The following is a 14,142-nucleotide window of genomic DNA, read 5'->3' on the forward strand; positions in this document are numbered from 1 at the left end:
TTGTTTGGAATACATCTATCGATGAAATGTAACATATATCCGATAAAATGTGTTTTTTAACACAGTATATTTTATGTATTTTTGTAGAAATAATATAATATTCGACAATTTGAAATCAAATTCAAAAATTTATTTTGCTTCAGACCAACATTTTGGAGCTCCAACACCTGACTTAAGTTTTCCAAGAGAACAAAAATTTGTAGCTTGGTTAGACGAAATCAAGAAAGATGCCGAGGCAATCTTTTTACTTGGTGATTTATTTGATTTTTGGTTCGAATACAAAACTGTTGTTCCAAAAGGTTTTATTAGAGTTTTAGGTAAATTAGCCGAATTAAAAGACCAAGGAATTCCAATATATTTCTTTGTTGGAAATCATGATTTATGGATGAATGATTATTTTCAAAAGGAGTTAAATATTCCCGTTTATCATGATAACCAAGAATTTACCTTCAATGGAAAAACATTCTTAATTGGCCATGGTGATGGAAAAGGTCCTGGCGACATGGGCTACAAACGAATGAAAAAGGTATTTACCTATCCGTTTTCAAAATGGTTATTTCGTTGGTTACATCCAGACATTGGTGTAAAATTAGCCCAATATCTGTCTGTTAAAAACAAACTCATTTCGGGTGTTGAAGATGTAAAATATTTAGGTGAAGAAAACGAATGGTTAGTTCAATATTGCAAACGTAAATTAGAAACCAAACACTATAATTTCTTTGTTTTTGGTCACCGCCATTTACCTTTAGAAATCGAATTGACATCAGATTCAAAATACATCAATTTAGGCGATTGGATTGGCTATTTTACCTATGGCGTTTTTGATGGCGAAAAAATGGAACTGAAAGAATTCAAAAATTAATTTTCTATATTTTTTTCCAATGCTTCAACTTCTTTTTCTAAATCCAATTTTCTAAAAGAAGGCGAAATCAAAGCGGTTACAACAACGGTTCCAATAGTCATACAACCACCAAAAACCACCGCCCGAACTACTCCAAATAATTTAGCTGTTACACCACTTTCAAAAGCACCTAATTCATTTGAAGAACCTACAAAAATTGAATTCACAGAAGAAACTCTTCCACGCATATTATCAGGCGTATGTAATTGTAAGATCGTATTTCTAATCACTACCGATACTCCATCAGCAACACCACTTAAAAATAAAGCCAATACCGAAATCCAAAATATTTCGGATAATCCAAACACAATAATACATACTCCAAATATGAAAATGGCGGATAACAACTTCACTCCTGCGTTTTTATTCAGCGAAAAATAAGCCGCAATCAACATCGTTAAAACTGAACCAACGGCTGGAGCTGCACGCAAAACACCAAAGCCTTCTGAACCTACTTTTAAAATATCTTGTGCAAAAATGGGTAATAAAGCCACTGCTCCACCAAATAAAACAGCAAACATATCCAATGAAATAGCACCTAAAATGGTCTTATTGGTAAATACGAATTTTACACCTTCTTTTAAACTTTGAAAAATTGGCTCCCCTATTTTTGGATTCAAAATTGGCTTTTTCGAAATTTGGGTCAACCATAGTAACGCAAATAATGTACAAGCAAATACCAAGCACATCGACCAATGCACACCAATTATTCCAATAGAAATTCCAGCCAATGCAGGCCCAAACATTGCGCCCATTTGCCAAGTAGAACTGCTCCAAGTTGCAGCGTTTGGATAATTTTTCTTAGGGACAATTAATGATAACAATGAAAAAACGGTTGGTCCAATAAACGCACGAACTATTCCGCCAAGGAAAACCAGGGCATAAATAATCCACAAAATGGTTGATTTTGAAAGCGCAGAAACAACACTTGGAATTGTAACTAAAAATAACCCTAAACTAATTACCGAAAAACCAACAAGGCATTTTATCAAAAGACTTTTCTTTTCGTTTTGATCTACAATATGACCCGCAAATAAAGCCATAGAAACGGCCGGAATAATTTCCATTAAACCAATGATTCCTAACGAAAGTGGATTTTTAGTTAAACTATATACTTCCCATTCTATAATTACAAATTGCATTGACCAAGCAAATACCAATGCAAAACGCATCCCTAGAAAAAAACGAAATTCTTTGAAACGAAGTGCTGCGTAAGGATCTTTTTTAGCCATTTGAAGAATTGATATCGCGTAATTGCAGTTGCAAAGTTACTGTATCTTTCCATTCATTTTCTTCCAATGAAAAAATAGCATCAAATTTATTTTTATGAGAAACTACATCTAATTTATTTCCCAATCCAAAACCAATTGCTCCAAAATTTTCTGAATTACCTTGTTTTACAAATGCTTTTAAATGTTCGTTATCTGCACCTAACGTTTTAGCATAACCGGAATCCGTAAGTTCTTTTGCAAGAAATAGCGGTGTCATGTTTTGAGGTCCGAAAGGTTCAAATTGCTTCAAAAGACGCATTAACTTTGGGTTAAGTTCTGATAATTCGATTTCGGCATCGTATGAAATTTCAGGAATTAATAAATCGGGATGAATGGTTTCTTGGACTATTTTTTCGAAGGCATTTTTGAAATTTTCGTAGTTTTCTTCCAAAAGTGTCATTCCAGCCGCATACATGTGGCCACCGAATTGTTCCAAATGTTCCGCACAAGCTTCCAAGGCATTATATACGTCGAAATCTTTCACTGAACGGGCTGAAGCCGCTAATTTTTCTCCACTTTTTGTAAAAACAATGGTTGGACGATAATAATTTTCAACCAATCGTGAAGCCACAATTCCGATAACCCCTTTGTGCCAATTTTCTTGATATACAACCGTTGAAAATCGGTTTTGTTCGTTATTTTCTTCAATTTGGAGTAAAGCTTCTTTGGTAATTTGTTTGTCTAATTCTTTTCTATCGGAATTATGTTGCTCAATTTCGGAGGCAAATTGCTCCGCTTGTTCCAAATCATATTCGGTTAATAAAGCAACGGCTTCGTTTCCGTGTTTGATTCTTCCTGCAGCATTGATTCTTGGTGCTACGATAAAAACAACATCAGTAATTGTCAAGACTTTCTTCTTTACATTTTGAATCAAAGCCTTAATTCCTGGTCGCGGATTGGAATTAATGACTTCCAAACCAAATTTTGCCAATACCCGATTTTCACCCGTAATCGGAACAATATCTGCTGCAATTGCTGTTGCTACTAAATCTAAATACAATATTAAATCATCAATGGTTTGGTTTCTGTTTTCGGCTAAAGCCTGAATCAATTTAAATCCGACACCGCAACCGCATAATTCATCATACGGATACGAACAATCTTCGCGTTTAGGGTCTAAAACCGCAATCGCATCGGGCAAGATATCGCCTGGCCTATGATGGTCGCAAATAATGAAATCAATATTTTTTGCTTTGGCATAATTCACATGATCTATCGATTTGATCCCACAATCCAATGCGATAATTAAGGAAATATCGTTGTCTTCCGCATAATCAATTCCCATATAAGAAATGCCGTAACCTTCTCCATATCTATCGGGAATATAGGTCGCAACATTCGGATAAAAACTTCGTAAATAACTCGAAACTAAGGAAACAGCGGTTGTTCCATCGACATCGTAATCACCAAAAACTAAGATATTTTCGTTGTTAGCTATCGCTTTTTCAATTCGCGCCACGGCTTTGTCCATATCTTTCATCAGATACGGATTATGCAAATCGGCTAAAGTGGGACGGAAAAATGTTTTGGCTTGTTCGAAGGTTTCAATTCCTCGTTGAACTAATAATTTTGCGATGATTTCATCGACTTGAAGGGCGCTCTGAATGGCTTGTACTTTTTCTGGATTTGGCTTAGATTTTGGATTCCAACGCATAGTTTAATTACGAATTAAAAATTATGAATTATTTTATTTTGGCTTATATACTTGAATGACAAAGGTATAAATATTTTTGAATTTTCTTGTTGTCATTTCTCCTTGCGTCGAAATGACCAACTATTTATGATTTATGATAAAAAATTGCCACCTCAACTTTTGCAAATTGGCGAAACATTTCCATCACGCCACAATATTTTTCTACGGATAAATTCACGGCTTTTTCTAGTTTTTTCTCGTCTAAATTATCTCCGTAAAAATGGTAATCTACTTTTACTGTGTGATACGTTTTTGGATGTCCTTCAGTTAGTTCTCCTGAAGTTTCAATTTTGAAATCGGCTACTTCTAACTTCATTTTTTCCATTAACGAAGCTACGTCTAAACCTGTGCAACCAGCCAAAGCTGATAACATCAATGCTTTTGGACGCAAGCCTTTACCTTCTCCTCCATTTTCAGGACCAGCATCTATTGAAATAATATCGCCACTTGGGTTAGTAGACTCAAATTGCATATTCCCTTTCCAGGTAGTGGTTATGTGGTGTGTTTCCATAGTTAATTACTAATTATTCTTTTTTTTCTTCCGATAAAGAAATACAAAAAAGGTCCCAATATTGGAACAAACAGCAAGACTAAAATCCAAACTATCTTGTCGTTACCATTAAATGAATTTCTTATAACATCAATAATACAAAATATCCAAAAAAACAGAACAAAAAATAAAAAAAGTTGCCAAAAGAATAAAACTGATAAATTACTTAATTGAAAATCCATTGCACATTGTTTTAAATTATTTACTTCAAACTTTTCCCACCAACACAAACCACAATCTCTCCTTTAGCGGGTTTCGCTTCAAAATGTTTTAAGACTTCTTCTGCGGTTCCTCTGACGGTTTCTTCGTGTAATTTGGATAATTCTCGAGAAACAGAAACAGGTCTATCAGCTCCGAAATATTGTGTAAATTCGGCTAAGGTTTTATTTAATTTGTGTGGCGATACATAGAAAATCATGGTGCGATATTCTTCTTGTAAGGCTAAAAATCGGGTTTGTCTTCCTTTTTTATCGGGTAAGAATCCTTCGAAAACGAATTTATCATTCGGCAAACCGCTATTCACCAAAGCCGGCACAAAAGCAGTTGCACCTGGCAAACATTCCACATCAATTCCGTTTTCTACACAAGCGCGTGTGAGTAAAAAACCTGGGTCGGAAATGGCTGGAGTTCCTGCATCACTAATTAAAGCAATGGTTTCGCCCGCTTGCAATCGCTTGACTAGATTTTCAACGGTTTTGTGTTCGTTGTGCATGTGGTGGCTGTGCATGTGCGTATTAATTTCGAAGTGTTTTAACAATTTTCCGCTGGTACGCGTGTCTTCTGCTAAAATTAAATCGACTTCTTTCAGTACTCTAATGGCACGAAAAGTCATGTCTTCTAAATTGCCTATAGGCGTTGGAACTATGAATAACTTACCCATTTATGAAAACTTTTTCTCCACAATTTCCATGAAACGTGCTTCAAATTCTTCGTTGCCTTCCCAATTATTGTAATCAGGTTTTACGAAATCTAAAACAAATTCTCTAGCTTCTTCAAAACTATCAAACGTATTCAATTGCGAAATTACACGGTTAAAATCATCCGAACTTCCGCCAAATAATTTCTTCTCAAATCCGATTCTATCGTTCAAACCAAAAGAAATCGTTTTGTTTAATCTATCGTTTAACGAACTTATTTTTGGTTCTTGACTTGTTTTTTCAATCGTAGCTTTTACTTCTTCCAATACTTTTGGAGTTTCGGCAACAGGTTCTGGTTGGATTTCTTCCTTAACTTCTTCAACTGGAATTATGGCTTCAAAAATAGTTTCATTTGCTTTTTCAACTTCGGCAGGAACATCTTCTACTTTTACAAAATCTAATTCTTTATAATCGTGTACCAATAAATCTTCAAACGAAATTTGTTTCGCTACTGGTTCTTCCGTTTTTGGTTCCAAAGCTTCGGAATCTGCAACTGGTTCTTCTTCGATTATTTCTTCCTCAATTGACTCTTCTTCAACTGAAGTCATCAATACTTCTTCGTCCTCATCATCATCTTCCACAATTAATTCTGCAATCACTACTTTTTCTTCTGCTATGGGTTCAGATTTCGTTTCTTCCATTTCTGGAGAAGTTTCAATTGTAACTTCTGCTGGAGTTTCAACGAATTTATCCTGAATAGGTGCATCGAAAACTTCGGTTGGTTTAGCTTCTAATTTTTCGGCTAAAACTTCTTCCGAAATTTCATTTTTTACCAATTCAAAATTCTCTTCATAAAAACGTAAAATCGTTAATTGATCATACAAGTTTTTAGCTTCTTGTTGTAATTGAACCGTTTCAGAATGGTTTTTTAACTTTAAAATTCGGTGTGCAATACTGATTAATTCAGCGGTTACTCTTTTCTTCATAACTTTATTAGATGGAATTGAATATATCGATAGTTTTTTAATAATTTTGTTTTGCTTACAAATGTAGCAGAAAATAATTTTTAACGTACGAAAGATACAAAATGTTTCTCGAAAATACCGTAAATCAACAAGAACAATTTGGCTGGATTGAAGTAATTTGTGGCTCAATGTTTTCGGGTAAAACCGAAGAATTGATTCGCCGATTAAAACGCGCTCAGTTTGCCAAACAAAAAGTGGAAATTTTTAAACCGGCTGTTGATACTAGATACCATGACGAAATGGTGGTTTCGCACGATGCCAATGAAATTCGTTCTACGCCTGTTCCAATTGCTCAAAATATTCGAATTTTAGCACAAGGTTGCGATGTGGTGGGTATTGACGAAGCCCAATTTTTCGACGAAGAAATTGTTGCCGTTTGTAATGATTTAGCTAATTCAGGAATTCGTGTTATCGTTGCTGGATTGGATATGGATTTTAAAGGAAATCCGTTCGGACCCATGCCAGCGCTTATGGCTACAGCCGAATATGTAACTAAAGTTCACGCGGTTTGTACTCGTACTGGAAATTTAGCTCATTATAGTTTTAGAAAATCGGATGATAAAAGATTGGTTATGCTTGGTGAAACCGAAGAATATGAACCGTTAAGTCGTGCCGCCTATTTTAAAGCCATGCGAGAAAACATGGAAGTGAAAGATGTTGAAATTGTAAACAAGCAAAAAGACGATAATCAATAAATTGAATCTCAATAGCACCCATATTATTTCGTTTTGTAAAGGCGTTTTTCACGGAAATTCGACTGAGTTTACCGCAAGTCATATTTCGATTGACAGCCGTTCGTTGCAAAATGGTAGTAATACCTTGTTTTTTGCCATCAAAGGACAAAATCACGATGCGCATTTGTATTTGGAAGAGTTAATTGCAAAAGGTGTTCGCTATTTTGTAGTCGAATATATTCCTGAGCATTTATACGAAAAAGCGAATTTCATTATCGTTGAAAATTCGTTAAAAGCGTTACAACAAACTGCGATTGGTTACCGAAAACAATTTGATTTTCCATTCATTGGAATTACAGGAAGTAACGGAAAAACCATCGTAAAAGAATGGTTGAATTTCTTGTTGAGTCCGAATCATTTGATAGTTCGAAATCCAAAAAGTTATAATTCGCAAGTCGGCGTTCCTTTATCGATTTTAGCGATTGAAGGTAATTACGATTTCGGAATTTTTGAAGCCGGAATTTCGTTACCCAATGAAATGTCAAATTTAGAACACATCATTCAACCGAAATATGGAATTCTTACGAATATTGGTTCGGTTCATGATGAAGGTTTTGCGAATCGAGAAGCCAAAATCAAAGAGAAAGTGCAACTTTTTGAAAATTGTTCGGATATTTTCCTAGAAAAGAATGCTGAAATTGAAGCTTTACTTCCAGAAAACAGTCAAAAACATACTTGGAGTTTTAGCGATGAAAACGCCAATCTTTTTGTTTCGAAGAAAAATGAGAATGGAAAAACTGAATTAAGTTTTAAAAACGCAACCAAAACTTTTAGTATAACAATTCCATTTTCTGATGAAAATTCGATTGAAAATGTAATTACTTGCGTGAATTTCATGCTGTTTTTGGACGAAGAAATTGCTTTTATACAAAACCGGGTTGCCGAATTATACCCAGTAGAATTAAGACTTCAAGCCAAAAAAGGGATTCATAATTGTTTGGTAATCGACGATAGTTATTCGGTTGATTATCAATCGTTGAAAATTGCGTTAGATTTCTTAGAACAACAAAAATTACACGATAAAAAAACGATTATTTTATCTGATATTTTTACAAGCGGTATTGCTATTGAAACACTTTACAATCAGGTAAAACAATTGCTTTCGAAAAATAAAATCGAGCGTATTATTACCATTGGCGAAACCATCGGAAAACAATTAAACGATTTACCGAATGTGATTTCGTTTGCCACAACGCAAGAATTTTTACAGCAATTCAACACGCAATCGTTTCAAAACGAAACCATCTTAGTAAAAGGCGCGCGTGGTTTTAACTTTCATGAAATTGTGGTTGTATTGGAAGAGAAAAATCACGAAACCATTTTAGAAATTAATCTCGATGCAATCAGTCACAACTTAAATTTCTACAAATCCAAACTAAAACCAGAAACTAAAATTATGGTGATGGTGAAAGCATTTGGTTATGGAAATGGCGGTTACGAAATTGCAAAATTGCTCGAACATCATAAAGTCGATTATTTAGGCGTAGCTTTTGCCGATGAAGGCATCGAATTGCGAAAAGCTGGAATTACGACTCCAATTATGGTTTTAAATCCCGAAAACAGTAGTTTTAGAGCTATGATTGCCTATAATTTAGAACCCGAAATTTATTCGATTACGGGTTTACAAGCCTTTTTGAAAATTGCACAACACCAAAATATTTCCCATTATCCGATTCATATTAAGTTGGATACTGGAATGCATCGATTAGGATTTGAACCGCATTTGATTTCTGAGTTATGCTCATTGCTAAAAAACAACAATTTTGTTAAAGTGAAAAGCGTTTTTTCACACCTATCCACTAGTGATGATTTGGAATTTGATGATTTCACGAAATTACAATTTCAACGTTTTGATGCCATGTATTCCGAAATGGAAAAAGTGTTGCCTTCTAAACCGATTCGCCATATTTTAAATACTTCTGGGATTTTCAATTATGCTGAAAAGCAAATGGAAATGGTGCGTTTAGGCATTGGTTTGTATGGTATTGGAAATTCGGAACAAGAATTACAAAGTTTAGAAAATGTGAGTACTTTAAAAACGATAATTTCGCAAATTAGAGAAGTATCCGCAGAAGAAAGTATTGGTTACAGCCGAAAATTTCGAGTGACTCAAAAAATGAAAGTTGCAACCATACCTATTGGTTACGCCGACGGTATTCGTAGAGCTTGGGGCAATGAAAAAGGTTTTGTAACCATCAATAATCAAAAAGCCACTATTTTAGGTTCGATTTGTATGGATATGATGATGGTAGATGTATCTAATATGTCATGCAAAGCAGGTGATGAAGTGATTGTTTTTGGTAAAAATCCGAAAGTAATCGAAATGGCAAGTGCAATTGGCACAATACCTTACGAGATTCTAACTGGGATTTCACAACGTGTTAAAAGAATTTTTTACAAAAATTAACATTGTGTTAAAATTTTTGTATTTTCGTTAGTATAAAAACAAAAACTAACCCTAAAAAATTAAGAACTATGGGAATGATTTCAGAATTTAAAGATTTTATTGCAAAAGGTAACGCAATGGACTTGGCTGTTGGAGTAATTATTGGAGCTTCTTTTGGAGCAATCGTAAACTCTTTAGTATCAGATGTAATAACTCCAGCTTTATTAAACCCGGCTTTAAAAGCAGCTCAAGTTGAAAATTTAGCTGACTTAAAAACCGATGGAGGAATTTTATACGGTAAATTTTTAGCAGCTGTTATCAGTTTCTTAGTAATTGCTTTTGTTATCTTTTTAATGGTAAAAGGAATCAATAGCATGAAGAAAAAAGAAGAAGCGGCTCCAGCGGCACCAGCAGGACCATCTCAAGAAGAATTGCTTACACAAATTAGAGATTTATTGAAAAAATAGTCGATACCGCTACATTATATATGCTAAACCCCGATTCGTCGGGGTATTTTTTTGATAGAAATTGATTAGATTTGTTTTGAATAAATAATTCGATATGTATCAAAAAATCAATAATTCAAACATGACCAAATGGGTTGTTAGACTATTAATAACCTTTAATTTTATATTCTCAGTAGTTGTAAGAAACTCAATTAGTGAATATTATTTTGAAGGATTTGTTCTTGTTCTAATAGCAATATGGTTATCTTGGTTTCATAAATATTTTATTGCTTTATTGTTCATGTTACTTTGTATTTTTACATTTTACCTCAACATGTAAACATTTTCAAATAATTGTTACAAATCAAAACTTTTGTTATAATTCTACCAATATTTGCGAAATCATTTGAATATTCTATATTTTTGCATAATTAAATAACACACATCAAAATGAGAGTAGCCGTAGTTGGCGCTACCGGAATGGTAGGCGAAATAATGCTTCAAGTATTAGCAGAACGTAATTTTCTTGTAACGGAGTTAATCCCAGTTGCTTCTGAAAAATCAGTTGGAAAAGAAATCGAATGGAAAGGTAAAACCTATAAAGTTGTAGGTTTACAAACCGCTGTAGATATGAAACCTGAGATTGCTTTGTTTTCGGCAGGTGGAGAAACTTCTTTAGAATGGGCTCCAAAATTTGCCGCTGCAGGAACAACCGTAATCGACAATTCTTCTGCTTGGAGAATGGACGAGAGTAAAAAATTAGTCGTTCCAGAAATCAATGCTTCAATTTTAACTAAGGAAGATAAAATTATTGCTAATCCTAACTGTTCTACGATTCAAATGGTAATGGCTTTAGCGCCTTTACATGCAAAATATGACATCAAACGTATTGTTGTTTCTACTTATCAATCTATTACTGGAACTGGTGTAAAAGCCGTGCGTCAGTTAGAAAACGAATATGCAGGAATTCAAGATGAAATGGCGTATAAATACCCAATTCACCGAAATGCAATTCCACAATGTGATAGTTTTGAAGAAAACGGATACACCAAAGAAGAAATGAAATTGGTTCGCGAAACGCAAAAAATCTTAAACGACAAAACCATTGCTGTTACTGCAACTGCAATTCGTATTCCTGTTGTTGGTGGACATAGTGAAGCGGTAAACATTCAGTTTGAAAACGATTTTGATGTAAACGAAGTACGTCAAATTTTACACAACACACCTGGCGTAACGGTTCAAGATAATTTAGACACGTTTACCTATCCAATGCCAATTTACGCCCAAGGAAAAGACGATGTTTTCGTAGGTAGAATCCGAAGAGATGAAAGCCAACCGAACACCATTAATATGTGGATTGTTTCCGATAACTTAAGAAAAGGAGCAGCAACGAATACAATTCAAATTGCGGAATATTTGGTTGCGAATAATCTTGTATAATTTTATCCACAGATTTCACAGATTAGCACGGATTTAATCCTTTTGAATCCTTTAATCCTTGGCAAAACAAATAACCACGAACTAGCGAATAAGTTATCAAAACTTAAAAAATCGTTAATTCGTGGTTTCTTTTTTTCGTTTCTTTCAAAAAAACTATCTTTGTGATTGTGAAAAAGAAGTTACTCTATATAAACATTGGCTTGATGCTCGCAGTACTGTTTGCTGTTTGCTATCAATCTGTGCATACTTTTTCGCACGAACACCATCTTAAAACTGAGTGTTGTGATGATTCGCAACATTTGACTTTAAAAACTCCTGAAAAAACGTTTACCGAAAGTGAGGATTGTCCTATTTGTGATTTCAAATTCGTGGCTTTTCTTTCACCAGAAGTTTTACATTTTGACTTTATTCCTTCATTTTACGAAATTCCCTATCAATTTAACAGTAATGAATCTTGTATTACGTTTGAAGGAAATTCATTCTATCTTCGCGGTCCACCAGTTTTTATAGCTTAAATAATTTCGCTTTGTTTTCTAAACAAGGCTATGATTTTGTATATCAAAATGATGTACAACACTTTACTGTATTATTTATCAAATAAAAACAAGTTAAAAATGAAATATCTTTTCAATATACTACTGCTATTATCTTCAATAGCGAGCTTTTCTCAATTTAAAATTAGTGGTTACGTTACCGATGCTAACAATCAGAAATTATCAGGCGTTGTTGTTCATGTCGAAGAAAATAATTCTGAAACCACAACCGATGAAAACGGTTTTTATCAATTTTTATCGTTTCCGAAAGGAACTAACAAAATCATTTTTCATTTATCAGGCTACGAAACCAAAACAGAAATCGTAACTAGTAATGGAACCGAAATCAAGTTGAACGTAATTCTAACGGAAAAAGAACTACATTTAGATGAAGTTATTGTTTCTACTTTATACAACAAAATGCAATCGCAAAATGTGATGAAAGTAGAACACGCTTCGGTAAACACTTTAAAAGAAAATGGAGCTACTTCACTTATTGATGGAATTGCAACGTTTCCTGGAGTTTCTCAAATTTCAACAGGAAATTCTATTGGAAAACCTGTTATTCGTGGTTTGAGCAGCAATCGAGTTTTGGTGTATTCACAAGGTATTCGCATGGAAAACCAGCAATTTGGTGAAGAACACGGCTTAGGTTTAAACGCTTCTGGAATTGAAAGTGTGGAAGTCATCAAAGGACCAGCTTCGTTATTGTATGGTTCCGATGCTTTAGGAGGTGTTATCTATTTTAATCCAGAAAAATACGCGCCTTTTCAAGAAAAATCAGCCGATTTCGAACAACAATATTTCACTAATACACAAGGAACTTCCACTACTTTCGGATTTAAAGCTTCTCCATCGAATTTTAAGTTTTTGGTTAGAGGAAATTACACGTCGCATGCCGATTATGAAGTTCCGAATGGCAATAGAATTATCAATACGCGTTTCATCGAGAAAGATTTTAAATCGGGAATTGGATATTCTAATTCTAAAGTATCAACCGATTTTAGATACAATTACAACAACTTAAATTTGGGTTTACCCGAAGAAGATTTAGAAAATTCAGGATTTAGAAAGCCACTTTTTCCGAAACAAGAAGTGGCTAATCATGTGTTGAGTTTGAACCAAAAAGTGTATTTTAAAAACTCTAAAATTGAAGGTGATTTTGGTTATTCATTAAACAACAGAAAAGAATTAGAAGCACCAGACGAAATTGCGTTATCCATGAAATTGAAAACAACGAGTTACAACGTAAAATACTTTTTTCCAAAAATGAATCGATGGGAAAGTATCATTGGAATGCAAGGAATGGACCAAACCAATACTAATTTTGGCGAAGAATTATTGATTCCTGATGCGAATGTAAAAGATTTTGGAGCTTTTGCAACTACAAATTACAGTTGGAACTCCAATATTTTACAAGCGGGAATTCGTTACGATAACAGAAAAATCAACACTTTAACTCATGGAATTGAAGGTGAAGAAGGTTATTTTGAAGCTATCGATAAACACTTTAATAGTTTCAATGCGTCGTTAGGTTACAAAACCGATTTATCTAATTATATTTCAACCAGAATTAATATTGCTTCTGGATTTAGAGCCCCTAATTTATCCGAATTAACTTCAAACGGTGTTCACGAAGGAAGTAATCGTTATGAAATTGGGAACAATGATTTAGAAAACGAACAAAATTTTCAAGTCGATTTGAATTTGGAATACAGAAGCGAACACTTTGAATGGTTCATCAACGGATTTTACAATCTCGTAAACAATTATATTTATATTACGCCAACTGGTGCAGAAATTGACGGAAATGATGTTTACAATTATGTGCAAAACAATGCGTTTTTATTTGGTGGAGAAGCTGGAATTCACTTTCATCCTCATCCATATGATTGGTTGCATTTTACCAGTAGTTTTGAAAGCGTAACGGGTAAGCAAAGTAATAATTTCCTGCCATTAATTCCTGCAAATCAATGGAAAAACAACATTAGAGCAGAATTTGAATACCATAATTGGTTGAAAAAAGGATTTACTTCTTTGTTTTTAAATTATACTTTCGCACAAAATAATTTAGGTGAATTTGAAACCAAAACCAATGATTATTTATTAGTGAATTTTGCGATTGGTAGTACTATCAAAATGGCTAAAAAGGAATTCCGATGGAATGTAAATGCGAATAATCTTTTAGACAAAAACTATGTCAACCATTTATCGCGTTTAAAATCAGACGGAATTAATAATATGGGGCGAAATATAATCGTGAGTTTAAATTTTGATTTATAATTAACAAATCTTTAGAATTCATT

At 34.0% G+C, this 14,142-nt stretch carries 13 protein-coding genes; 7 read left to right on the forward strand and 6 right to left on the reverse strand.

The features are described from left to right. Nucleotides 1-73: 73 nt before the first annotated feature. Complete coding sequence (locus OLM52_RS09700) at nucleotides 74-862, forward strand: UDP-2,3-diacylglucosamine diphosphatase (RefSeq protein WP_264548316.1); 789 nt, start codon at nucleotides 74-76, stop codon at nucleotides 860-862. Here OLM52_RS09700 and OLM52_RS09705 read toward each other — a convergent pair. The 6 genes from OLM52_RS09705 to OLM52_RS09730 form a co-directional block, all read right to left on the reverse strand. Next, a complete protein-coding gene (locus tag OLM52_RS09705; protein WP_264548317.1) occupies nucleotides 859-2,133 on the reverse strand; it encodes an MFS transporter in 1,275 nt (424 codons plus the stop codon). The genes OLM52_RS09700 and OLM52_RS09705 overlap by 4 nt on opposite strands. Beyond that, on the reverse strand, nucleotides 2,126-3,826 hold the full coding sequence (gene recJ, locus OLM52_RS09710) for a single-stranded-DNA-specific exonuclease RecJ (protein ID WP_264548318.1): 1,701 nt from the start codon (nucleotides 3,824-3,826) through the stop codon (nucleotides 2,126-2,128). The genes OLM52_RS09705 and recJ overlap by 8 nt, the downstream gene beginning before the upstream one ends. Nucleotides 3,827-3,950: 124 nt before the next feature. Next, entirely contained in the window at nucleotides 3,951-4,376 is a 426-nt protein-coding gene (locus OLM52_RS09715) for an OsmC family protein (RefSeq protein WP_264548319.1), read from the reverse strand. A gap of 2 nt (nucleotides 4,377-4,378) precedes the next feature. Further along, complete coding sequence (locus tag OLM52_RS09720; protein ID WP_264548320.1) at nucleotides 4,379-4,597, reverse strand: PLD nuclease N-terminal domain-containing protein; 219 nt, start codon at nucleotides 4,595-4,597, stop codon at nucleotides 4,379-4,381. Nucleotides 4,598-4,617: 20 nt separating this feature from the next. Beyond that, nucleotides 4,618-5,295, reverse strand: coding sequence for a 16S rRNA (cytidine(1402)-2'-O)-methyltransferase (gene rsmI, locus OLM52_RS09725; protein WP_264548321.1), 678 nt, complete (start codon nucleotides 5,293-5,295; stop codon nucleotides 4,618-4,620). Next, nucleotides 5,296-6,258 carry a hypothetical protein gene (locus OLM52_RS09730; protein ID WP_264548322.1) on the reverse strand — a complete coding sequence of 321 codons (963 nt, stop codon included), beginning with the start codon at nucleotides 6,256-6,258 and terminating at the stop codon, nucleotides 5,296-5,298. A gap of 101 nt (nucleotides 6,259-6,359) precedes the next feature. Between OLM52_RS09730 and OLM52_RS09735 the strand changes: the two genes are divergently transcribed. From OLM52_RS09735 to OLM52_RS09760, 6 genes are all read left to right on the forward strand, one after another. Further along, on the forward strand, nucleotides 6,360-6,992 hold the full coding sequence (locus OLM52_RS09735; RefSeq protein WP_264548323.1) for a thymidine kinase: 633 nt from the start codon (nucleotides 6,360-6,362) through the stop codon (nucleotides 6,990-6,992). 1 nt (nucleotide 6,993) lies between these two features. Beyond that, nucleotides 6,994-9,438 (forward strand): bifunctional UDP-N-acetylmuramoyl-tripeptide:D-alanyl-D-alanine ligase/alanine racemase, encoded by a 2,445-nt coding sequence (locus tag OLM52_RS09740; protein ID WP_264548324.1) that lies wholly within the window; start codon nucleotides 6,994-6,996, stop codon nucleotides 9,436-9,438. 68 nt (nucleotides 9,439-9,506) lie between these two features. Further along, nucleotides 9,507-9,884: a large conductance mechanosensitive channel protein MscL gene (mscL, locus tag OLM52_RS09745; RefSeq protein ID WP_264548325.1), complete on the forward strand. Its 378-nt coding sequence runs from the start codon at nucleotides 9,507-9,509 to the stop codon at nucleotides 9,882-9,884. A gap of 429 nt (nucleotides 9,885-10,313) precedes the next feature. Continuing rightward, nucleotides 10,314-11,303, forward strand: coding sequence for an aspartate-semialdehyde dehydrogenase (locus OLM52_RS09750; RefSeq protein WP_264548326.1), 990 nt, complete (start codon nucleotides 10,314-10,316; stop codon nucleotides 11,301-11,303). A 203-nt stretch (nucleotides 11,304-11,506) separates the two neighbouring features. After that, the gene (locus tag OLM52_RS09755; RefSeq protein WP_264548327.1) at nucleotides 11,507-11,818 is read left to right on the forward strand and encodes a hypothetical protein; all 312 of its coding nucleotides are present in this window, start codon (nucleotides 11,507-11,509) and stop codon (nucleotides 11,816-11,818) included. A 99-nt stretch (nucleotides 11,819-11,917) separates the two neighbouring features. Further along, complete coding sequence (locus tag OLM52_RS09760; RefSeq protein ID WP_264548328.1) at nucleotides 11,918-14,119, forward strand: TonB-dependent receptor; 2,202 nt, start codon at nucleotides 11,918-11,920, stop codon at nucleotides 14,117-14,119. Nucleotides 14,120-14,142 lie beyond the last annotated feature (23 nt).

Source organism: Flavobacterium sp. N2820, assembly GCF_025947285.1.
Taxonomy (GTDB): Bacteria; Bacteroidota; Bacteroidia; order Flavobacteriales; family Flavobacteriaceae; genus Flavobacterium.